This window comes from Ochrobactrum teleogrylli (assembly GCF_037482325.1).
In the GTDB taxonomy this organism is placed as follows: domain Bacteria; phylum Pseudomonadota; class Alphaproteobacteria; order Rhizobiales; family Rhizobiaceae; genus Brucella; species Brucella teleogrylli.
In genome coordinates this window covers 3,187,778-3,209,418 of sequence record NZ_JBBHKQ010000001.1, presented here as the reverse complement: position 1 = coordinate 3,209,418, position 21,641 = coordinate 3,187,778, and the positions used below count along the sequence as shown (strand labels likewise).

Here is a 21,641-nt window from a genome sequence, read left to right as displayed (position 1 = left end):
GAAATCTCGGGCACTCGTATATCAGGAACTGCCCCGTTTTCCATACAGAAAACAGTGACCGATCGTCGGGAATTTGCTGTTTGTTACCGATTGATTTTCTGACCGGCGACGCCGTTCAGGATGTCGAAGCCGAAAATCTCCGACGTACCGACGCGCACGACCGCGCCCAGATATTTGACATATTCCACGAACAATACGCGCAGCGTGTCACCCTCGGCAACCCAGCTTTGCCCGCGCCCCTCGGTGTTCACCACCGGATAGGGCACGAATTCCACGTCCTTCATCCGGTAGGACATTTCCAGAATGCTGCGCGGCATATGGTAATTATTCGTCACGACGATCACCCGGTTATAACCGTTGTTGCGAATCCAGTGTTCGCTTTCCTCGGCATTGCCGATGGTGTTGCGTGCCGAACGGTCGAGATCGACACAGCAGTCGAACAGGCTCTGATCGGCATGGGTGGCGCGCTGTATCGATTTTTCATTCGTGGAAGGATGCACGCCGCTGATCAGCAGACGCTTGCCGCGTTTTTCCTGCAACAGATCGACCGCCGCCTGAATGCGGGACTGACCGCCGGTCAGGACCACAATGGCGTCGGCGGGTTCATCGATCACCGGCGGCGTCATGCTCGTCACCTTCTCACCGAAGGCGACAAAGCCAACGAGAAAAGCCAGAAGCAGGCCAAAAAGTACGATGGAAATGGGTTGGAAACGTCTCAGCATGCGCATCATGACAGACCACAGGAATCTGGCTGGCGCAAGCAGCAAGGATGAAGGGGCAACAACAGGGGGGCTGCGTCGCCAGACCACGGCGCCCGCTCGCATCTCTTCCGCTGTTTGTCCCTTTGCCACCGCATCGTTACTCGCCCGGTATCCGCCGCCCAATGCGTGCGCGATTCGCCCGTTGTTCCTCTGGCTATCATACGCAGCATTGCGGCGATAACTCGGAAAACTACCAGGAATTTGCGAGCGACGGAGCGTATTGGGCCAAAAGATCGTCATTCGGAGCGCACTCCCGGACCATCCATGGTTGCGAGCTGGCGGATAACCGTCAGGCGACTGGTCAGCATGGTCAGGACACTAACCAGTATGATGATGGCGGCGGCGCCCAGATAGCCGCTGCGACCGATGGCAAAATTGCCGAACATCGCCGCGGCCTGATCGCCTTCCGGCGTTGCCATATGGCGGGAAGCCCACCACGAAAAGATCAGGAAAACCAGCATGGCGGCGGCACCGCCGAACAGCGCGCCTTTCAGCGCGGTGCGGAAGAAATGCCACTCGAATTCACGCGCCACGAATTTCGATTCCGCCCCGATGAAATGCAGAACCTCGATGATGTGACTATTGCCGGACATAGCGCCGCGCGTGGCGAAAATGACGGTGAGAATGGTGGCTGCGATCACCAGCGAGAGAACTGCCGTGCCGACCAGAACCGTGGTTCGCGCCATCGACACCAGCCGGTCCACCCAAGTCCGGTGATCGTCGAAACTGGCTGCCGGTATGGCGCGGGTCAGTTCCGCGCGCATGGTGCCGAAATCTGGCGGCGCGCTTTCGTCAATGGTCACCACGACAAGGCGCGGCACCGGCAGTTCGTCAATGTTGAGCCCGCTGCCAAGCCAGGGTTCCAGCAGACGCGCCGTGGCATCCTTGTCGATGATATTCGTCGTCTTCACGCCTGCAAAGCCGCGCGCGATATCGCTCGCCTGCTGCAAGGTCTTTTCAATATCCTGCCCTTCGACCGGACGGATCTGGATGGTTGCCTCGCGCGCAATCTGGCTCTGCCAGGCGGCAGCCGATGCGCGGACCAGCGAAACGCCGCCCATGGTCAGGCAGGCGAGAAAGGTCATGATCGCGATAACGGTCACCAAAGCCGTGCCGGTGACGCTGCCATCGGGCACGATGGGACTTGGTCCCTTGCGCTGTCGGCGTTTGCCGACCCGCACCAGAACCATGTCCTTCAGGTCTTCGAAACGAACCTTGAGGTCATCCAGAATTTTCTGCCAGCCGTTTAGGCGACCACTGCGGGGCTTATTCATAGATATCGAGCCGCCCATGTTCCAGAATCATGCGGCGCGCATTGACCTGATCCATCAGGGAAAGGTCGTGCGTCGCGATGATGACAGCGGTGCCCGAGCGATTAAGCTCCGTGAACAGGCGCAGCAGGCGCTTGGCGAGCGGCGGATCGACATTGCCGGTCGGCTCGTCCGCCAACAGCAGTTCCGGCTGGTCGATCAGCGCGCGCGCAATCGCGGCGCGCTGCTTTTCACCACCGGACAGGACCGGCGGGAGAACGCCCATCCGGTCACCAAGGCCAACCCAGTGCAAAAGTTCCTCCACCTCATGCCGATAGGTGGCTTCTTCCTTGCCGCGCACCCGCAGCGGAAGCGCCACATTCTCATAAGTGGTCATGTGGTCGAGCAGACGGAAATCCTGAAACACAATGCCGATACGGCGGCGCAGCAGCGGCACCTGCTTATGGTCGAGACGCGCCACGTCGTTGCCGAACACGTTGATCAATCCGCGTGTCGGCTTCAGCGCCATGAAAAGCAGCCGCATGAGCGACGTCTTCCCGGCACCCGAAGGGCCGGTCAGAAACTGGAATGAACGCGGCGGTATGTGGAAACTGACATCCTTCAGGATTTCAGGTCCCATTCCATATCTCAGCCCGACATTCTCGAAACGTATCACCGGTCAGTTTCTCTTTGTTCTTCGCGCGCGCGAAGCCTTCACGCGTCGCACATCAATACTCGTTCGACCTTTACGCTCTATGGTTAATCTTGCGTTAAATCGGACCCGTTTCGGCCGTTAAAATATTCGCGAGCGAAGCATTAACCATTTTGCGGCAGCCTATGGGGCTGGAATGAGTGAGCAAACGCAAAGGAAGATGACTTCATGATGGCGAAGCGATCCCCCGCCGCAGACCATGCGCGCGCCCATAAGCGTGCCTCGACGTCTGCCGGCTGGCGTCACGCGCCCGCTGTCGAAGTCGAGGACGCCGAATTCGAAACTGTGCTGCCGGAACGTCAAAAGCCAGCCACGCCGCATGTGCTGCCGGGGTTCAGCCTTTTCCGCAAACAGCACCGCCCGGCGATTGCGACGGAAACCGCGAGTGGCCCCGGTGTCGCCTATTGGGTTCTGGTGGCCTTTTGCGCCACGACCGCCTTCTGGATGGCGGGCGGCTATACGATCATGACAGGCAAGTCGTCGGACGCCGTCGCCAGCGTGTCACCGTCACTGCCGCTCGTTTCCGCGTTGAAAGTGACCGACATCACCAGCAATATCGCCGAGCGCGCCGAAGGCAATGTGCTGAATGTGGGCGCCAGCATCAGGAATGACAGCCACGAAACGCAGCCGCCACCGGCTCTGATCGTCAGCATCACCTATCGTGACGGACAAAAGCGTGAACGCCTGCTGGAACCGGTGCGCACAAGCATCGAACCCGGCAGAAATATCCGCTTCGAGACGATGCTGCCCGCCCTGCGCGGCACAATCGAGAGGGTCGATATCAGGATGGCGCGTCCGGCTTGAGCCCCGACGCATGAGCCCAAAGCTGGATCGCTTACTGCCAGCAGCCGAGATTGCGTCCCTTGAGATTGTGAGAATCGATCTCGACAACAAGCTTTGGATCCTGACGCAGCAGAACCATTGTGGTGCGCTGCTTGAGATCGATCTTCTGCCATCCCGCGCATTCGGTCGGTAGCGGCGTGGTGTCAATCTTGACCTTTTCCGTCCATGCGGTCGCCGTGCAGCCGGAAAGAGCGGAAACCAGCGGCACCGCCATGACGATACCCCAAAAGATTCTCGATCCTCTGGTCTTAGGATGCATGTTCAAACCGCAAACTCCCTGTCTGCTCTACGACAGCCTTTGAAAATGGCTGTTCTTCGGTTACGGGCCTGCCCCGTGCCTACTCTTCGCTTATAACGCGCATGCAACCCCCTTCGCAATAACCCGGCTATGGAAGTCAGCGGTCAAGCAACCCCGCAATTGCGTCATTCAGCCGACGACCGGTGACAACGCCCTCCGGGGCGCCATTGCTGCTCGCCCTTCGCTTCAGCCGTAGGGCACATGATTTACATTAATCAATTCAAGTGCTTATCAATCATATTAGCGAATAGAAACAATATAATTGGGGTAATTTTCGATATTTACTTTTAAAATAGTTCTACGAAGCAAAGCATAGACGCCATTCTTTGTTTTCAACAATATTGCCGGAAGAATATGACAGGGATATAGTTTTGGATATCTGATTCGCATTCGGCCAGTTTCACTACACCAACCTTGGGGATTTCCATGTTGAATAAACTATCGGCTGAGTTTTTCGGAACTTTCTGGCTGGTTTTCGGCGGCTGCGGCAGCGCGGTGCTCGCTGCGGCTTTTCCTGAACTTGGCATCGGCTTCCTGGGCGTCGCCTTTGCTTTTGGTCTCACCGTCCTGACCATGGCTTTTGCTGTGGGCGGCATTTCTGGTGGCCACTTCAATCCAGCTGTTTCGCTCGGTCTCGTGATCGGCGGCAGGCTTCCGGCAAAGGATCTTATCCCCTACTGGATCGCACAGGTTCTGGGTGCCATTGTCGCAGCGGCGGTGCTCTATCTGATCGCTTCGGGGAAAAGCGGTTTCACGGCGGGCGGCTTCGCCTCCAACGGTTATGGCGAATTGTCGCCGGGCGGCTATAGCCTGACTTCGGCCCTGCTGATCGAAATCGTCCTGACGGCGTTCTTCATCATCATCATTCTGGGTTCGACATCGTCGATCGCACCGGCTGGCTTTGCCCCCATCGCCATCGGTCTCGGCCTGACGCTGATCCACCTGATCTCGATCCCGGTGACCAATACGTCGGTTAACCCGGCTCGCTCCACCGGCGTTGCGCTCTTCGCTGAAACGGCTGCACTCAGCCAGCTCTGGCTGTTCTGGGTTGCTCCGCTGATCGGTGCCGCGCTCGGCGCGATCATCTGGAAAGGCCTGCTTGGCAAGGATTGATCCGCCCTCCCGGATCGACTAGGCCGACGTCATGTCGGCCTTTTTTTTCGCCCTTTTTCTTGAAGTCCTTTCCGCTTCGGGAATTGCCGACACAATTGCCACCAAAAAGTGATTCCGATCATGGGAAGGATGCTGTAAGTAACCACAATCTTTCCTCGCGATGTTTTGAGCAATGTCTCCCTCAACCGATGCTTCTTCTGCTGATCGTTACGCAGCTTTTCGCCACTCATCTTTTAAAAAATACTGGGGCGCACGCTTTCTGAGCGCCTTTGCGGTACAGATCGTCAGCGTTTCGGTCGGCTGGCAAATCTATGACCAGACCCGCGATGCCTTCAATCTGGGCATGGTGGGGCTGATGCAGTTTCTGCCTGCATTGCTGCTCGTTCTCGTAACCGGGGCCACGGCTGACCGTTTCGGCAGGCGCTTGATCATGGGCCTGTCGCTGGTTCTAGAAGCTGTCGTCACAGGACTGCTGCTCTCGCTGACGCTCGCGGGCCTGTTCGAGCCAGCGACCGTATTTGCGAGCCTCCTGCTATTCGGCATCGCCCGCGCCTTCCTCGGGCCATCCTCGGCATCGCTGGTGGTGAACCTTGTTCCGACCGAGGATTTTGCCAATGCCGTATCCTGGAATTCGTCGGCCTGGCAGGTCGCAACTATCGTTGGCCCCGTCGCGGGCGGCCTGCTCTACGGCATCTCCCCGGTCGCAGCCTACAGCATTGCCACGGTCTTTCTGATCGCGGCTGCGGTCCTCACCTTCTCGATACCAAAGCCGAAGCAGCATACGCTTGCAGAACAGCGTTCCCTGTCGAGCATGCTCGCCGGCTTCCGCTATATCTGGAAGGAAAAGATCGTGCTGGGCGCGATCTCGCTCGACCTTTTTGCGGTGCTGCTCGGCGGCACGGTGGCGCTGCTCCCGATCTATGCGCGCGATATTCTCGATCTTGGTCCGTGGGGGCTTGGCCTGTTGCGCTCGGCTCCCGGCATTGGCGCGGTTTTGACCGCGATCTGGCTGGCCGGTCATCCGATCCGCGACCATGCAGGCCGGGTGATGTTCGTCTTCGTTGGGCTTTTCGGCCTGTTCAACATCATCTTTGGCGTTTCAACGCTGACGTGGCTTTCCGTCGTCGCACTGGCGCTGGCCGGTGCTGCCGATATGATCAGCGTCTACATCCGTGAAACGCTGATGCAGCTCTGGACGCCGGATCATGTGCGCGGACGCGTCAATGCCGTGAATATGGTTTTCGTCGGCGCGTCGAACGAATTGGGCGAATTCCGCGCAGGTCTGATGGCGGCGGCTCTGGGTGCGGTTCCGGCAGTGGTGATTGGCGGCGTCGGCTCCATCGCCGTCGCGATGATCTGGGCAGCCATGTTCCCGCAATTGCGCAAGGCCCGCCATCTGCAAGGCCGGACTTGATGATCAAAAGGGCGAGCTACGGCTCGCCTTTTCTATCTGTACCCGCGCCTGTAGGGCATTGCGGTCATCCTCGCGGATGCCGATAAGCTCGGCGATGCGCCATGTCACGTCCGCTTCCACTTCGCTGACATCGCCATCGGCATAGACCATTTCCCACATCAGACCCACGAAATCGAGCCGCGCATTATAGTCCAACTGACGCTTGAGAACGGATGTAAAGCTCGAAAAATCGATGGCCTCGCTATCGGCAGCCTCGGCGGCCTTGATGAGCTTCTTCAGCGCATCGCCCTTGAGATTATATTTCAGCGACAGCATCGCGGCGAGCTTCTTGCGCTCGCTCTCGCGTGTTTCTCCGTCGACATCCATGATGTGAAACAAAAGGGCAGCGGCGGCAAGTTTCGGATCATCGTTGGAAATATTTCCCGTCCGGTCACGAAAACCGTTGCCGGGCAGTTCTTTCAAAAATTCCAACAGACGATCGAACATTCACCCTCGCGAGACACATTAACGCTCAAGCGCCTCACCAGGGAAACGCCGACCTGCATATTTGCGAACCTAACGGGGGAAATACGGCAGGCAACGCGACAAACCGTCATGAAAGACGGTTCGACGCAGATGACGTCGCCAGCGTTGTTTTTAAGCAACGCTTTATTCAAGTGGAACTGGCTTAGAACAGCCGTAAACCACCCTGCACCTTGCGCGGTGTGCTGTTTTGATCCACGCCCGGATCATCGACCACGAAATGACCGCGCTTGTCCTCTCCGTCTTCGACGTCATCGAACGAGGTTCCATCAAGCGGCGGTTGCGGAGTTTCATCGCGCTTCAGAACTGGCGCAGGCGGATCCGCTTTCACGGGCTCGGCGGCGGGCACAACCACTTCGGCCTCCACCACATCAAGCTGCGGCGCAGCTTTCGGAGGTGCGTCGCGAAGCGGCGGCGTCACCACCACGGGCACTGCCGGTTTAACATCCGGGACAGGCCCTTTGATTTCCGGTTCTTCGACCTCAACAACCGGCGCAAGTTCGACAACCGGAACTTTCCATTCAAAGCTGTTCAGCCTGCCGGTAACCGGCGAAACTGGCGACCAGCGCTCGGAAACATAACCATCGGCAGTCCAGGCCGGATCGCGTGGCGCCTTGAGCGCTCTCGCGAGCCACTGACGCACCTTGCCCTGATCGCCGGTTTCGGCTTCCTCGATATCGGCCAGCAGCAGATAGGCGCTTTCGGTCGGGCGTGCCCGCAACACCTGTTCGGCATTGTCGCGGGCTGCCTTGAAATCTCCAGCCTCATAGGCCGCGCGCGCCAGAACGAGACTGCCTTCCGCAGTGTTGGAACGCAGCGACACCAGATGCCGCGCGCGTTTCAGACGATCCTGCGCCGTGTCGCCTGCGCGGGCATAGACATAAGCGGAAGCGATATCGGGATGCGGGGAACGCTTCCATGCCGCCTCCAGAATCCTGGAACCCTTGCGCACATCGCCATCGGTGAACAGCGCCTGCGCAGCCACGACAGCGGCAGGCACCAGATCGGGCGCAAGCTTGTTTGCCTCCAGCGCAATAGTCTTGGCATGGGCGTGATCGACATTCAGCGTTGCCATGGCCTTGGCGGTCAACAACGCTGCGCGTTCCTTCTTCACCGTATCCTTGCTGTGCGCCAGCGCCTGTTTGCGCGCCTCGACCAGTTTCAATGCGCCATCCCAATCGCCGTCGGCGCAGAATTGGCCCATCATTGCCGATGACGCCCATTCGAGCTGCGGCGCCTGCTTGGCAGCTTCCGAAGCATAATGACGGGACGCCTCGATTGCGCCGACGCGCTGCGCTTCGATATAAAGCCCGCGCAAGCCCAGAAGCTTGGTTTCGGGGTCTTCCAGCATCGCCTCGAAGCCCTTGCGGGCATCGTCCGTGCGACCTTCAAGCATCGCCGTCTGCGCTTCCAGAAGTTTGATGAGCGGCTCCTGATCGGAATTCAGCAGCTTGCCCGCCTGCTTGGTCATGCGGCGCGCGGCTTCCGCATCGCCCGCACCGGCAGCGATCAGACCGGTCGAAAGCGACTGATATCCCCGGTCGCGCTTGCGGGCGCGAAAATGGCGGCGCAGCGTATAGGGCGACTGGATGATGCTTTTCACCAGCCACCACAAAAGCAGGATCGCTGCCACGATAGCCACAATACCGGCGACTGCCGTAATCAGCGGCACATTATAATGGTTGCCTGCAAAAACCACATCCAGCTCGCCCGGACGGTCAGCCAGCCAGGCAAAGCCGAAACCAAGGGCCACAACGATCAGCAGATAGAATAAGACACGCAGCATCGGCCCGCCCCCTTAATTGCCCGCCGGTGCCGCGGCACCCGCTTCTGCCGGTGCTTTCGGCTTGAGGCTGTCAGCAACCAGACGCTGGATCAGCGCGTCGGCGTCGCGCCGCACTTTCATCTGGTTCGCAAATTCTCCGGACACCGCTTTCGCATCGGCAGGGAGTTTTTCCCATTCACCGATGGCGCGCTCCAGATCGCCTGCATGAAGCGCTGCTTCCATACGTGCGGTCGTGGGTCCGACACCTTCGCCTTCCACATTGCCCGCGACGGGCCGAACACTCACCAGCCCCTTGGCGCTGGCAACGAGTTGATCCCAAACGCCCGCATCGGCGGGCAGCTTGTTTTCGGTGGCGACAATACGATTGGCGACGGGACCGAACCAGGCATTGAGGTCCGCCACGGTCGGCACGCCCGTATTGGCAAAGGCCTTGAGGCCCTCGACCGAACTATCCTGTGGCGCCAGCGACGCATAGGTTTCGAGCTCGGATTTGAACGAACCGCCGCGATCGATGGCCGTTTTCAGCGCATTGGCGGCAATCAGCGCTGTTGCATCCGGCTGGCGGGCGGCTTCGCCGACCGTTGCCTGCAAGGAGGTAAGCTTCGATTCCAGCGAAGAAATCGTGCCGGTATTACCGGAAACACCGGCTGCAGCCTGATCCGCCTGATTCTGGGCCGCCGACAATTTCGATTCCAGCGCGTCGAGACGCCCGGTCAGCGCTTCGATATCGCCGGAAGCGGCGCCTCCACTCGCCTGCGGCAATGTCTCGACCTGCTGCTGCAACTGCGTCAGCGTGCCTGCGACCGCTTCAGCCTTGATTTCGGCGGCCTGAACATTCTTCTGCAAATCGGCAAATTGCGTGCGGCTCGCAGCATCGAGCGGTGCGGGCGTCGGATTGGTGCGCAGTTCGGCGATCTGCTGCTCCATCGCGGCCAGTTGTTCGGCGGTCACGCGCGCGCCGGGCGACGGAATGACATTGCCCCATTGCAGCGCAAACATGCCACCAAGCGCGATGACGCCACCGGCAATACCCGCCAGAAGATGCGACGCGCCGGTGCTTTGCTTCGGGCTGGAGTTGCCGACGGGCGGCACGGTTGAAGACGCGCCCGGCTTTTCCGTTTCCGGTTTTACGCCAGCGGTGAAGGGCGGCCTTGCGGCATTTGCAGCACTCGCAGCCGGTTTCGGCTCGGCTTTCGTTTCAGCGGGCTTGGCGGTCGTTGCCTGAGCAAAGTTCCCGACCGGTTCGGCGGGCGGTGTCGTCCTGGCTCCCGCTTGTTCGTCGACACGCTTTACATCAGACGGATCGAGATTGATCGTCACGGGATTGCGGGCCGGTTTGGAATGTCGCGGGGTGCCGGATTTCGCCATGGGTCCTCTCGTAATCGTCGATTGCCTGTCGGTAACTCGGTGTGACTCTAACAGATAAAATCTTCTGTCGCAGGAAGGTTGCGTCTAAAAGAATCAAAGTTTGGGAAACAGTCGGAGAAGTCCTGTCTCATCCGGCTGTTCCGCCACCAGCGCATGTCTCTGCCAGTTCGATGGCAGTTTTTCGGCCACGCGCGTCGATATGCACAAAAAACGGGTCTTATCGTTAAAAGGCGGGTCGATCCTGTCCATTGCCGCCGCGAATGCTTCCGCAGCAACGCCGGAATAAAGCATCACCGCCGCAAGCGGCTGCGGGCCTAACAAGCGCTCAAGTTCGCTGCGGGAATAGTCGATGGTTTCGATATCATAGACATCACACACCGTCATATCGAGACCGGCTACCGACACGCGCTCTTCAAACACCGGCTGGCGCACCCGCCCGGCCAGATACAAAACACGCGCACCTTGTGGCAAAGCTTTGCGCATGGTTTCCGCAAGGCGCACCGCATCACCGCCGCCATCAATAACGTCGGTGAAGCCCGATTCGCGCGCGGCGCGCGCCGTACCCTCGCCAACGGCGAAGAGCGGCATATCGCGGTGCGGCAAAGTATGCCCCGCATGCCGAAAAGCATTGGCGCTTGTGACGGTCAATGCATCAAACCGGGCATCGGGAACCGAGAAGCCAAGCGGCACAGTGCGGCTGAGCGGCAAAATCACCGGCTCGAAACCGGCGTCAGCGAGCTTGGCGGCAGTCTGCAATGCTGCCGGTTCCGGTCTTGTCACCAGAACCCGCTTGATCGCGGTCGCTGCGCCCGGCCCGGTCAAGGTCAATCCCAGTCAGTGAAGAAATGCGGGCCAGCCACCGCGCGAACCTGCCTTGCAGCCTCGACGCCCAGCGCCGCCGCTTCTGGTGCTGTGCCGTCGAGCGTCACTTCATGCGCCTTTGTGCCATCGGGCGTCAGGATCATGCCGTGGAAATGCACCTTGTCACCATCCACCGTGGCAAGCCCGGCAATCGGCGTGCGGCAGGAGCCGTCAAGCGCGCCGAGAAAAGCGCGTTCGCAGGCAAGCGCAACCTGCGTGTCGCGATGCGCCAGCGGCGCCAGTAGCGCATCGATGCGCGCATCGCCGATGCGGCTTTCAATACCGATAGCGCCCTGTCCCGGCGCTGGCGGGAAGGTCAGCGGATCGACCAGTTCGGTGATCGCCGCATCGAGCCCCAGCCGCTTCAGGCCAGCACAGGCCAGAAAAGTGCCGTCCACTTCGCCCGCTTCAAGTTTTCGCAGGCGGGTATCGACATTGCCGCGATACATCACCACCTGAATGTCGGGGCGCAGACGCCGGATCAGCGCCTGACGGCGCAGCGACGACGAACCGACGACAGCGCCCTGTGGCAAATCGATGAACCGTTTGGCCGCGCGACCAATGAAGGCATCGCGCGGGTCTTCGCGTTCGAGAAAGACGGAAAGATGCAATCCTTCAGGCAGAACAGTCGGCATATCCTTGGACGAATGCACGGCGATATCGATTCGCCCGTCCTTCAGCGCCTGTTCGATTTCCTCGGTAAAAAGCCCCTTGCCGCCAACTTCCGACAGCGGACGGTCCTGAATACGGTCGCCCGCCGTGGACATCGGCAGGATTTCAATCGCCTTTTCCGGCAGACCATGCGCCTCCATCAGGCGGCGACGCGTCTCGTAAGCCTGGGCCAGAGCCAGCTTGCTACCGCGCGTGCCAATCTTCAAGGATGGTGTTTGCATATCGCGTCGTCCATGGTACCGGGTTGCTTGACGTATCAGAAATATGAGACTGGCAGGGTCTAACCGCAAATGCGCATTCTTGGAATAGAAACCAGTTGCGACGAAACAGCCGCCGCTATCGTTGAACGCAACGATAAGGGCGAAGGCCGTATTTTGTCCAATGTGGTTCTGAGCCAGATCGCCGAACATGAGCCTTATGGCGGTGTTGTGCCGGAAATTGCCGCGCGCGCCCATGTCGAGGCGCTTGACCGGCTGGTCGAACGCGCCTTGCAGGATGCGGATATGCAACTCGACGAGGTGGATGCCGTGGCGGCCACCGCCGGTCCCGGCCTCATCGGCGGGCTGATCGTCGGCCTGATGACGGCAAAGGCGCTCGCTATGGCCGCGCAAAAGCCGTTCTATGCTGTGAACCATCTGGAAGGCCACGCTTTGACGGCGCGGCTGACCGACAAGCTCGAATTTCCCTATCTGCTGCTGCTGGTTTCCGGCGGTCACACGCAGATGGTGCTGGTGCGCGGGCTCAATGATTATGAGCGTCTCGGTACCACGATAGACGACGCGCTGGGCGAAGCCTTCGACAAGACGGCAAAGCTTCTGGGCCTGCCTTATCCCGGCGGCCCGGCGGTTGAGCGCACGGCGCTTCAGGGGGATCCGAAACGCTTTGCCCTGCCCCGCCCGCTGAAAGGCGAAGCGCGGCTCGATTTTTCCTTCTCCGGTCTCAAGACCGCCGTGCGCCAGACGGCAGCCGAGCTGGTGCCGCTTAGCGATCAGGATGTTGCGGATATTTGCGCCTCGTTTCAGGCAGCCGTGGCAGACACGCTGTCAGACCGGGTCGGGCGTTCGCTTGAACGGTTCAAGACAGAGTTTCCCGACTGTGCAACGCCTTCGCTGGTGGTTGCAGGCGGCGTCGCCGCCAACAAGACCCTGCGGGCGTCGCTGGAACAGCTTTGCGCCAAACACGGCTTCAGCTTCATCGCGCCGCCGCTCAATCTCTGCACCGACAATGCGGCCATGATCGCCTGGGCCGGGGCAGAACATGCCGCGACCAAGGCTCCGGATTCGCTTGCCATCGCACCGCGCTCGCGCTGGCCGCTCGATGAAAAATCCGCGCCGCTGATCGGCACGGGACGGCGTGGAGCCAAGGCATGAGCGCTCACACGAAGATCGCCGTTCTCGGTGGCGGTGCATGGGGCACGGCGCTTGCCGCCATGGCGGCGACCAGCGGCCACGAAGCATGGCTCTTTGCCCGCGATGCGGAAACTGTCGCAGCCATCAACAATGATCGGCGCAATCCGCGCTATCTGGGTGACATCGAACTGCCCGCTGGCATCCACGCCAGCGCCAGCGCTTCGGAGGTTGTAACCGGCGCTGACGCCGTCCTGGCCGTGATCCCGGCACAGGCCATGCGCGCAGGCCTTTCCGAACTGAACAACCTCATCCCGCAATCCGCGCCCGTCGTTTTGTGCGCAAAGGGCATCGAGCGCGGCACCGGACGCCTGATGTCGGAAGTGGTGGCGGAAGTTTTGCCGAACCACCGCCTCGCCGCCCTATCCGGCCCAAGCTTTGCCACCGATGTTGCGCGTGGCCTGCCAACGGCAGTAACGGTTGCCTGCGAGGACGCCGACACCGCTGACCAGCTGGCTGCACTTCTTTCTGGCCCTGCTTTCCGCTGCTATTCGACCACCGATCTCAAAGGTGTCGAGATCGGCGGCGCTTTGAAAAACGTTCTGGCGATTGCGGCGGGTGCCGCTGTCGGGCGCGGTTATGGCGCGAGCGCGCAGGCAGCGCTTGTGACGCGCGGCTTTGCCGAACTGCGCCGCATCGGTCAGGCCATGGGCGCAAAGCCGGAAACCATCATGGGACTTTCCGGCCTCGGCGATCTGATGCTGACATGCTCATCCTCGCAATCGCGCAATTATTCCTACGGCCTCGCACTTGGACGCGGCGAAGACCTGACCAACCGGCCTCTGGCCGAAGGTGTCGCGACCGCGCCGATTGCTGCGGAACTGTGCGACAAGCACGGCATTTCCGCGCCCATCATCGATGCGGTTGGCGCTTTGCTCAGCGGAAAGATCACCATCGACGAGGCTGTAACCAACCTTATCAACCGACCACTCAAGACCGAAGACTAGAGGACCAGACGATGCTTTTTGCACTTCTTTGCAACGACAAGCCCGACCATCTGCAGGTGCGCCTCGATACGCGCCCGACGCATCTCGAATACCTTACGAGCCTTGGCGATGTGCTGAAGTTTGCCGGTCCTTTCCTTGGCGAAGATGGCAAGCCAAATGGCAGCCTTCTCGTTGTCGAAGCCGAAGACAAGGCCGCAGCAGCAGCCATCGGCGCCAACGATCCCTATGCGAAGGCTGGTCTGTTTCAGGACGTGACCGTGCGCCCGTGGAACTGGTCGTTCAAAAATCCCGCCAACGCCTGAGTCGCTTACCGAGGAACGCACAATGGCTTACTGGCTGTTCAAATCCGAACCGTTCAAATGGTCATGGGAAATGCAAAAGGCCCGTGGTGAAAAAGGCGAGCAATGGGATGGCGTGCGCAATTATCTGGCGCGCAACAACATGCGCGCCATGAAACTCGGTGACAAAGGCTTCTTCTACCATTCCAATGAAGGGCTGGAAGTGGTCGGTATTGTCGAGGTTTGCGCGCTTTCGCACCCTGACAGCACCACCGACGACCCGCGCTGGGATTGCGTGGACATCAAGGCTGTTCGCGATGTGCCGAAGCCGGTCACCCTGAAGGATGTCAAGGCGAACCCGAAGCTTGAGAATATGGCGCTTGTCACCTCCATGCGCTTGTCCGTTCAGCCCGTGACGGAAGATGAATGGATTGAGGTTTGCCGCATGGGCGGCCTCGACGCCAAAGATATCTGATGCTCGATCCGGCGGAAACCAGCACGCGCAGCTTCATTCTGGCCAATACCGGCCTGCAAGCACCGCCGCATGTGCCGGAAATCCGCCTGCATCTGGCTGACGAAGCGCACGACCTCTGGCACAAGACAGAGGAAGAACTGGCCACAATCGGCCTGCCGCCGCCCTTCTGGGCCTTTGCCTGGGCGGGCGGTCAGGGCGTGGCGCGCTATATTCTCGACCATCCGGAAGCCGTGCGTAGCAAGACTGTGCTGGATTTTGCATCCGGCTCCGGTCTTGTCGCCATCGCGGCCATGAAAGCGGGCGCGAAAAGCGTCGTCGCTTCGGATATTGATCCCTTCGCGCTTCCCGCAATTGATATCAACGCCAAGGCCAATGGCGTTGCAGTGACGGCCAGCCTTGACGATCTCATCGGCGCCGATCACGGCTGGGATGTGGTTCTGGCGGGCGATGTCTTCTATGAAAAGCCGCTGGCCGACCGGCTTATTCCATGGTTCGCAAAATTGGCGAAACGCGGCGCTCAAATCATCGTTGGCGATCCGGGCCGCGCCTATTTGCCCAAGGATCGGCTGGAGCAGCTTGCGGTCTATACGGTGCCCGTGACGCGTGCGCTGGAAGATTCCGAAGTCAAGCGCACGACCGTCTGGGCATTCATTTAGACGCACATCTTATCCGAAAACCGTTTCACACTTTTCGGGATGTGCTTTTGTTTAGGCAAAGCGTTTTGCGCCCGCAACGCACAGCACGACGATGCCCGCTGTCGCGACCATGCCCATGCTGACGGGCTCTCCCGCAATGCCTGCCGCCAGCATTAGGCCGAAAAACGGTTGCAGAAGCTGAAGCTGGCCGACCGTCGCAGCGCCGCCCTGCGCCAGCCCGCGATACCAGAAGAAAAACCCGATCAGCATCGAAAACAGCGACACATAGACCAGCCCGCCCCATGCCATCGCGCCAATGCCTGTCCATGTTTCAGGACGCATGAGAATGGTCAGCGGCAGCATGATCGGCAGCGAGAAGACCAGCGCCCAGCAAATGACCTGCCAGCCGCCGAGCCTGCGCGACAGGCTGGCCCCCTCCGCATAGCCAAGCCCGCAGACAATGATGGCACCCAGCATCAGCACGTCGCCGAGCAGCGTGGACTGGCTGCCCTGCCCATAGGCGTAGGACGCGACAATAGCCCCACCCACTATCGAAAACAGCCAGAACAGCGGACGCGGCCGCTCGCCGCCGCGCAGCACAGCGAACACTGCCGTCGAAAGCGGCAGCAGGCCGATAAAGACAATCGCGTGCGCCGAGGTCATATGTTGGAGCGCAATACCCGTGAGCAGCGGAAAGCCGACCACCACGCCCAGCGCCACCACGATCAGGGAAATGACATCGCTTTTGCGCGGAAACGGTTCGCGAAATGCCAGCAGCAGCGCCATGCCCAACAGCCCGGCAATCGACGCGCGCGCCATGGTCAGGAAGGTCGGATCGATATCGATCACGGCAAGACGTGTCGCAGGCAGCGAGCCGGAGAAAATCAGCACCCCCAGAAACCCATTCATCCAACCGGCGGTCTTGTTACCAATACCGTTGTTCCCAACATTCTCGCTCATTGTGTCTTTTCAGCTTTCAGCAAAATCGTTTATGAATTTTGCGGACAATGCCGCGAACTTGCCGAAATAATCAGAGACAGTCACAGGACAATTCTGGCAAACTGTACTGATACGAAAGAGAGTACAGATGATATCGACGGGCCTGTTGCGCAGCCTGGAAGCCGTGGAAGCCGCCTATGCGGGTGTCGATAGCGCGCGCCGTGATGAAAACGGCATGGCTGAAAAAACCTCGCTCGTCGAAAAAGTCATGTCCATTATACGCGGACGCATTGCGGCCATGAGCCTTGCGCCCGGCGCCCGCCTGCCGTCGATCCGCCGCCTAGCCGAAACCATGGACGTCTCCAAATCCACCGTCGTCGAAGCCTATGACCGGCTGGTGGCAGAAGGCATCATCCACTCGCGCCGTGGTGCTGGCTTCTATGTGTCAGAGCGAGCGCGCCAGCCGTTTTCGCTGGCCACCACCACACCGCATAAGGACCGGCAGATCGACCCGTTCTGGGTCATGCGCCAATCGCTGGAAACCGAAGGCAAGACATTGAAGCCCGGTTGCGGCTGGCTGCCGGATGAATGGCTGCCGCTGGAAGGCATCCGCCGGGCGCTGCGCGCCATTGCCCGCGACGAGCGCAGCGATCTCGCCACCTATGGCGAACCGCTCGGTTTCCGCCCGTTGCGCAGCCACCTCGCGCACCGGCTGGCGGAACAGGGCATGGATATTTCCGGCGGCGAGATACTGCTGACCGATTCCGGCACGCAAGCCATTGATCTCATCTGCCGCTTTCTGCTCCAGCCGGGCGACACCGTGCTGGTGGACGATCCGTGCTATTTCAACTTTCAGGCCGTGCTGCTGACCCACCGCGTCAAGCTGGTCGGCGTGCCCTATACCCATAGCGGCCCGGACCTCGACGCCTTCGCCAAGGCTGCCGCCGAACACGCCCCGAAACTCTATATTTCCAATGCAGGCCTGCAAAATCCGACCGGCGGCGTCATGTCGCCCGCAAACGCGCATCGTCTTCTGAAGCTCGCGGAAGCGCACGGCGTCATTCTCGTCGAGGACAATATTTTCGGCGATTTCCATCCGTCGCCAGCACCGCTGCTGGCGGAACTCGACGGGTTCGAGCGCGTGCTGCACATTGGCAGTTTTTCCAAGACGCTCTCGGCTGCGGCGCGTGTCGGCTATATTGCCGGGCGCAGTGACTGGATCGACGGCCTGACCGATCTGAAGCTCGCCACCACCTTCGGCGGCAATTCGATCTCGGCGCAAATCGTCCATGCGCTTTTGACCGATGGCACCTATCGCCGCCACATCGAAGGCATGCGCGCCAAGCTTGCCGATGCCATGACGCTGACCGCCAAACGCCTGAAAGCCGCAGGGCTGGAACTCTGGGCCGAACCGCAAGGCGGCATGTTTCTCTGGGCGCGCTTGCCCGACGGCATGGATTCCGGCACCATTGCAAGGCACGCGCTGGACAAGGGTGTCGTTATGGCGCCCGGCGATGTATTCAGCCCGTCACGCACGGCAAGCGCCTATCTGCGCTTCAACGTGGCGCAATCGACAGACCCCGCTGTTTTCACGGTTCTGCAAGAAGCGATGAAAATGACAGGTTGCTAAACCCAACCACGACATTAGCCTTCCCGCGTCGAAAACAATTTCAAGCAAAACACGCACAGTCATGCGGACGGGTGCCGCTATACTCTGACGACTGTCTTGGAGGAGACATGCGTATTTTTGTGTGCGGCACAACTCGGACAGCCACAACACGATTGCGCAGGGAGAACGGAGAGGGCAGACTGGTCTAAACCCGTCTGCCGGGAGGGAGTAGCATTGAATACGCACCTGTCCGGGGCGGATGCAGTTTCGCGCCCTGAAGATGAAAAACTGTCGGTTGCTGCAAACCTTGCCTATGGTTTTCAGCATGTGCTGACTATGTATGGCGGCATTGTTGCGGTTCCCCTGATTATCGGTCAGGCTGCAGGATTAAGCCCCAGTGAAGTGGGTCTGCTCATCACTGCCTCATTGTTTGCCGGCGGTGTCGCCACTGTGCTGCAAACCATCGGCATTCCCTTTTTCGGATGCCAGCTGCCGCTCGTGCAGGGCGTTTCCTTTGCCGGTGTCGCCACAATGGTGGCCATTGTCACGTCCAGCGGCAGCGGCGAAGCAGGCCTGCAAGTCGTGCTTGGCTCCGTCATGGCGGCGGCCTTTATCGGCTTTTTGATAACGCCGATTTTCTCGCGCATAACGCGTTTCTTTCCACCGCTCGTGACCGGCATCGTCATCACAACCATCGGCCTGACGCTGATGCCCGTTGCGGCCCGCTGGGCGATGGGCGGCAACAGCAATGCGCCCGATTTCGGCAGCATGTCCAATATCGGTCTGGCCGGGCTTACACTGGCGCTCGTGCTTATCCTGAGCAAGATCGGCAGCGCCGCCATTTCCCGCCTGTCCATCCTGCTCGCCATGGTGTGCGGCACGCTGATCGCCTGGGCACTCGGCATGACGGATTTTTCACGCGTCAGCGAAGGCCCGATCATGGCTTTTCCGGAAATCTTTCATTTCGGCATGCCCGTCTTCAGCATCGCTGCGACCATTTCCATGTTCATCGTCATTCTGGTGACCCTTGTGGAAACCTCTGCGGATATTCTCGCTGTGGGCGAAATCATCGGCACCAAGGTCGATTCCCGCAGGCTCGGCAACGGGTTGCGCGCCGATATGGCGTCGAGCATTTTTGCCCCAATCGTCGGCTCGTTCACGCAGAGCGCCTTTGCGCAGAATGTCGGACTTGTGGCGGTGACGGGCGTTAAAAGCCGCTTTGTCGTCGCGACCGGCGGTCTCATTCTTGTCACGCTCGGCCTGCTGCCGGTGATGGGGCGCGTGATTGCCTGTGTTCCGCCAGCGGTTCTGGGCGGTGCGGGCATCGTACTTTTCGGCACGGTCGCGGCCAGCGGCATCCGCACGCTGTCGAGGGTCGATTATCAGAACAACGTCAATCTGATCATCGTCGCCACCTCCATCGGTTTCGGCATGATCCCGATTGCCGCACCGCAGTTCTACCATCAGTTTCCGGCCTGGTTCGAAACCATCTTCCATTCGGGCATCAGCTCGGCTGCGCTGATGGCCATCGTGCTGAACCTCCTGTTCAATGAGTTCAAGACCGGTAATTCCGATCAAATGTCGGTGTTTTCGGAAGGCACCGAGCGCATTATCCGTCATCACCACATCGCAGAACTGCACGACGGCGACTATTTCCTCGGCGGAAAGCTCTACGACGTGCAGGGCAACGAGGTGAAAATCGTGCCCGCACCGGCGCACTGAAAATCGGAACTATCGCAGGACGCGAATGACCGTTCGGTCCGATAGATGCGGCAAGAGGCGCGCCATGTCGGCGCGCTTCAATGCGATACAGCCCTCGGTCGGCGTATAGCCCGGCCTCGCCAGGTGGAAGAAAATGGCGCTGCCGCAGCCGCGGCGACGCGGCAGGATGTTCCAATCCATCACGATGCAAACATCGTAAAGCTCGTCCTTGCGCCACATATCCTCGTGACTGGCCTTGTAAGGCAGCGGCACCGGCCGGTTATAGTTGCGGTCGCCCGGCGCATCGCACCAGCCATCCAGACGGCGGATCTGGCGCAGAGGCAGCCGCGATGATGGCAGGTTGCCCTTGTCACCGCGACGATATCCATAAAGCAGACGCATGGCGGCTAAAGGCGTTGCGCCATCGCCCTCGCGCTTGAAAGCGCTGATGCCCCCCTTGCCAAGCGCGCATTCCAGCACCAGATTGCCAGCAGTAAGCAGCCCGCGCGTTTTGTGGCCCGGCTTGGCCCGCACATTGATGATGCCGACCCCACGGCCTCCTTGGTATCTGGTCACGCTGCCGTCTCCATTTTCAGTTTTCGGGCAAAATATGTTTACACTTCGCCCCTGAGGCGTGCGAAAGCCTGATTCGCGTTTCGCCGCTTCAACTTCTGGCCATTAAGTGTCATAAAACACGAAGAGCCATATTTAAATCAAAGAGTAACGAGGACAGGCATGACAGGCCGTACAATTCTGATTGTGGATGACGACGAAGATCTCCGCTCCATCCTCGTCGAGCAGCTTGAGCTGTGTGAAGAATTCCAGATCCTGCAAGAAGACAATGCCACCAAGGGCATTCAGACTGCCCGCAATGGCATCGTCGATCTTCTGATCATGGATGTGGGTCTGCCGGACATGGATGGCCGCGAGGCTGTCAAACTTCTGCGCAAAGGCGGCTTCAAGTCCCCGATCATCATGCTGACTGGACATGACACCGAATCGGACACGATCCTCGGCCTCGAATCCGGCGCGAACGACTATGTCACCAAGCCGTTTAAATTTGCCGTTCTGCTTGCCCGCATCCGCGCGCAATTGCGCCAGCATGAACAGAGCGAAGACGCGACCTTCACGGTCGGCGCCTATACGTTCAAGCCGGGACAGAAGCTGCTGATCGACGAGAAGGGTGCGAAGATTCGCCTGACCGAGAAGGAAGCGGCGATCATCAAGTATCTCTATCGTGCTGGCGACAAGGTCATCGGTCGCGATGTGCTGCTGGAGGAAGTCTGGGGCTATAATTCGGGCGTGACGACCCATACGCTTGAAACCCATGTCTACCGTCTGCGCCAGAAAATCGAGAAGGACCCGTCCAACGCGACGCTTCTCGTCACAGAAAGCGGGGGATACAAGCTTGTCCCGTGATGGACAGCGCCCGATGCAGGTGTATTGACACTCTATGGCGCTAGACGACGATATTCGCATTCTGGGCACGGTGGGCCTGTTCGAGTCATTCACTCCGGAACAGTTGCGCCTCCTTGCCTTCGGCGCCGAGCGGCTTGTGCTGCGCGCGGGCCGCGAGCTTTTTCGTGAAGGCCAGAGCGCTGACTGCGCCTATATCGTCGTTTCCGGCAATATCACCCTGTTTCACGATGCTGATGAGGGGCGGATATCGATCCGCCCCGTCGGCCCCGGTGCGATGCTTGGTGAGATGGCTCTCATCGCCCAGACATCACGCCTGACCGGTGCGGTCGCCGAAGCGGAAACCGAAGTGATCCGCATCAGCCGCTCCATCTTCCGACGCATTCTGGAAGAATATCCCGAAGTGGCAGCCTCGCTGCATGGCCATATCAGCCGCAATCTGCTGGAACTGATCGGCGAGATCGAGAAAGTCGCACCTCGCCTGACGAATGGCGACTGATTTCCAGAGCGCCTTCGGAAATGTCCGAAGCTGTTTCGGATAAGATGTTCGTGAAAAGCAGCGGTTGAACCGGCTGAAGCGATCCGGCTTTCACTGAACCAACTCCAGCTGTGAGTTCGGTAGAGGTTGTTCACTC

At 59.8% G+C, this 21,641-nt stretch carries 23 protein-coding genes; 12 read left to right on the top strand and 11 right to left on the bottom strand.

Features of this window, described 5'->3' with window-relative positions:
• Positions 1-83: 83 nt before the first annotated feature.
• From WIX40_RS14960 to ftsE, 3 genes are read right to left on the bottom strand one after another with little or no spacing between them, the layout of a single operon-like run.
• On the bottom strand, positions 84-1,001 hold the full coding sequence (locus WIX40_RS14960; protein ID WP_339440464.1) for a YdcF family protein: 918 nt from the start codon (positions 999-1,001) through the stop codon (positions 84-86).
• On the bottom strand, positions 998-2,035 hold the full coding sequence (locus tag WIX40_RS14955) for a cell division protein FtsX (RefSeq protein ID WP_339440463.1): 1,038 nt from the start codon (positions 2,033-2,035) through the stop codon (positions 998-1,000). The genes WIX40_RS14960 and WIX40_RS14955 overlap by 4 nt, the downstream gene beginning before the upstream one ends.
• Positions 2,028-2,651, bottom strand: coding sequence for a cell division ATP-binding protein FtsE (gene ftsE / locus WIX40_RS14950; protein ID WP_210261380.1), 624 nt, complete (start codon positions 2,649-2,651; stop codon positions 2,028-2,030). Before ftsE ends, WIX40_RS14955 begins: the two co-directional genes overlap by 8 nt.
• A gap of 240 nt (positions 2,652-2,891) precedes the next feature.
• Here ftsE and WIX40_RS14945 point away from each other — a divergent pair, with 240 nt between their 5' ends.
• A complete protein-coding gene (locus WIX40_RS14945) occupies positions 2,892-3,527 on the top strand; it encodes a hypothetical protein (RefSeq protein WP_339440462.1) in 636 nt (211 codons plus the stop codon).
• Between the two features lie 31 nt (positions 3,528-3,558).
• On the opposite strand, the gene WIX40_RS14940 is transcribed toward WIX40_RS14945, so the two are convergent.
• Positions 3,559-3,825, bottom strand: a complete 267-nt coding sequence (locus WIX40_RS14940; protein ID WP_339441053.1) for a hypothetical protein — start codon at positions 3,823-3,825, stop codon at positions 3,559-3,561.
• Positions 3,826-4,290: 465 nt separating this feature from the next.
• On the opposite strand from WIX40_RS14940, the gene aqpZ reads away from it, so the two are divergent.
• Both aqpZ and WIX40_RS14930 read left to right on the top strand, forming a co-directional pair.
• Entirely contained in the window at positions 4,291-4,977 is a 687-nt protein-coding gene (gene aqpZ / locus WIX40_RS14935) for an aquaporin Z (RefSeq protein ID WP_109369920.1), read from the top strand.
• 172 nt (positions 4,978-5,149) lie between these two features.
• Complete coding sequence (locus WIX40_RS14930; RefSeq protein ID WP_109369921.1) at positions 5,150-6,391, top strand: MFS transporter; 1,242 nt, start codon at positions 5,150-5,152, stop codon at positions 6,389-6,391.
• A gap of 3 nt (positions 6,392-6,394) precedes the next feature.
• Here WIX40_RS14930 and WIX40_RS14925 read toward each other — a convergent pair whose 3' ends face one another.
• The 5 genes from WIX40_RS14925 to hemC all read right to left on the bottom strand — a co-directional run bounded on the left by WIX40_RS14925 (position 6,395) and on the right by hemC (position 11,821).
• Positions 6,395-6,877: a tellurite resistance TerB family protein gene (locus WIX40_RS14925; protein ID WP_109369922.1), complete on the bottom strand. Its 483-nt coding sequence runs from the start codon at positions 6,875-6,877 to the stop codon at positions 6,395-6,397.
• Between the two features lie 181 nt (positions 6,878-7,058).
• Positions 7,059-8,699, bottom strand: coding sequence for a heme biosynthesis protein HemY (locus tag WIX40_RS14920; protein ID WP_339440460.1), 1,641 nt, complete (start codon positions 8,697-8,699; stop codon positions 7,059-7,061).
• 12 nt (positions 8,700-8,711) lie between these two features.
• The gene (locus tag WIX40_RS14915; protein WP_339440459.1) at positions 8,712-10,067 is read right to left on the bottom strand and encodes a COG4223 family protein; all 1,356 of its coding nucleotides are present in this window, start codon (positions 10,065-10,067) and stop codon (positions 8,712-8,714) included.
• 93 nt (positions 10,068-10,160) lie between these two features.
• Positions 10,161-10,862 (bottom strand): uroporphyrinogen-III synthase, encoded by a 702-nt coding sequence (locus WIX40_RS14910; protein ID WP_339441052.1) that lies wholly within the window; start codon positions 10,860-10,862, stop codon positions 10,161-10,163.
• Positions 10,863-10,891: 29 nt separating this feature from the next.
• Positions 10,892-11,821 carry a hydroxymethylbilane synthase gene (hemC, locus tag WIX40_RS14905; RefSeq protein WP_339440457.1) on the bottom strand — a complete coding sequence of 310 codons (930 nt, stop codon included), beginning with the start codon at positions 11,819-11,821 and terminating at the stop codon, positions 10,892-10,894.
• Between the two features lie 69 nt (positions 11,822-11,890).
• On the opposite strand from hemC, the gene tsaD reads away from it, so the two are divergent.
• From tsaD to WIX40_RS14880, 5 genes are read left to right on the top strand one after another with little or no spacing between them, the layout of a single operon-like run.
• Entirely contained in the window at positions 11,891-12,970 is a 1,080-nt protein-coding gene (tsaD, locus tag WIX40_RS14900; RefSeq protein WP_140026125.1) for a tRNA (adenosine(37)-N6)-threonylcarbamoyltransferase complex transferase subunit TsaD, read from the top strand.
• Positions 12,967-13,953 (top strand): NAD(P)H-dependent glycerol-3-phosphate dehydrogenase, encoded by a 987-nt coding sequence (locus WIX40_RS14895; protein ID WP_140026124.1) that lies wholly within the window; start codon positions 12,967-12,969, stop codon positions 13,951-13,953. The genes tsaD and WIX40_RS14895 overlap by 4 nt, the downstream gene beginning before the upstream one ends.
• A gap of 11 nt (positions 13,954-13,964) precedes the next feature.
• Positions 13,965-14,255, top strand: a complete 291-nt coding sequence (locus tag WIX40_RS14890) for a YciI-like protein (RefSeq protein WP_109369929.1) — start codon at positions 13,965-13,967, stop codon at positions 14,253-14,255.
• 22 nt (positions 14,256-14,277) lie between these two features.
• Entirely contained in the window at positions 14,278-14,706 is a 429-nt protein-coding gene (locus tag WIX40_RS14885) for an EVE domain-containing protein (protein WP_109369930.1), read from the top strand.
• A complete protein-coding gene (locus WIX40_RS14880) occupies positions 14,706-15,362 on the top strand; it encodes a class I SAM-dependent methyltransferase (RefSeq protein ID WP_109369931.1) in 657 nt (218 codons plus the stop codon). Before WIX40_RS14885 ends, WIX40_RS14880 begins: the two co-directional genes overlap by 1 nt.
• Positions 15,363-15,413: 51 nt before the next feature.
• Here WIX40_RS14880 and WIX40_RS14875 read toward each other — a convergent pair whose 3' ends face one another.
• Complete coding sequence (locus WIX40_RS14875) at positions 15,414-16,301, bottom strand: DMT family transporter (protein WP_339440453.1); 888 nt, start codon at positions 16,299-16,301, stop codon at positions 15,414-15,416.
• A 127-nt stretch (positions 16,302-16,428) separates the two neighbouring features.
• Between WIX40_RS14875 and WIX40_RS14870 the strand changes: the two genes are divergently transcribed.
• Positions 16,429-17,910 (top strand): aminotransferase-like domain-containing protein, encoded by a 1,482-nt coding sequence (locus WIX40_RS14870; RefSeq protein WP_339440452.1) that lies wholly within the window; start codon positions 16,429-16,431, stop codon positions 17,908-17,910.
• 213 nt (positions 17,911-18,123) lie between these two features.
• Positions 18,124-19,611 (top strand): nucleobase:cation symporter-2 family protein, encoded by a 1,488-nt coding sequence (locus tag WIX40_RS14865; protein WP_339440451.1) that lies wholly within the window; start codon positions 18,124-18,126, stop codon positions 19,609-19,611.
• Between the two features lie 9 nt (positions 19,612-19,620).
• On the opposite strand, the gene WIX40_RS14860 is transcribed toward WIX40_RS14865, so the two are convergent.
• A complete protein-coding gene (locus tag WIX40_RS14860; protein ID WP_121536758.1) occupies positions 19,621-20,166 on the bottom strand; it encodes a L,D-transpeptidase family protein in 546 nt (181 codons plus the stop codon).
• A 159-nt stretch (positions 20,167-20,325) separates the two neighbouring features.
• On the opposite strand from WIX40_RS14860, the gene optR reads away from it, so the two are divergent.
• Positions 20,326-21,009, top strand: a complete 684-nt coding sequence (gene optR / locus WIX40_RS14855; RefSeq protein WP_078337540.1) for a response regulator OptR — start codon at positions 20,326-20,328, stop codon at positions 21,007-21,009.
• A gap of 34 nt (positions 21,010-21,043) precedes the next feature.
• Entirely contained in the window at positions 21,044-21,505 is a 462-nt protein-coding gene (locus tag WIX40_RS14850; protein ID WP_109369936.1) for a cyclic nucleotide-binding domain-containing protein, read from the top strand.
• Positions 21,506-21,641 lie beyond the last annotated feature (136 nt).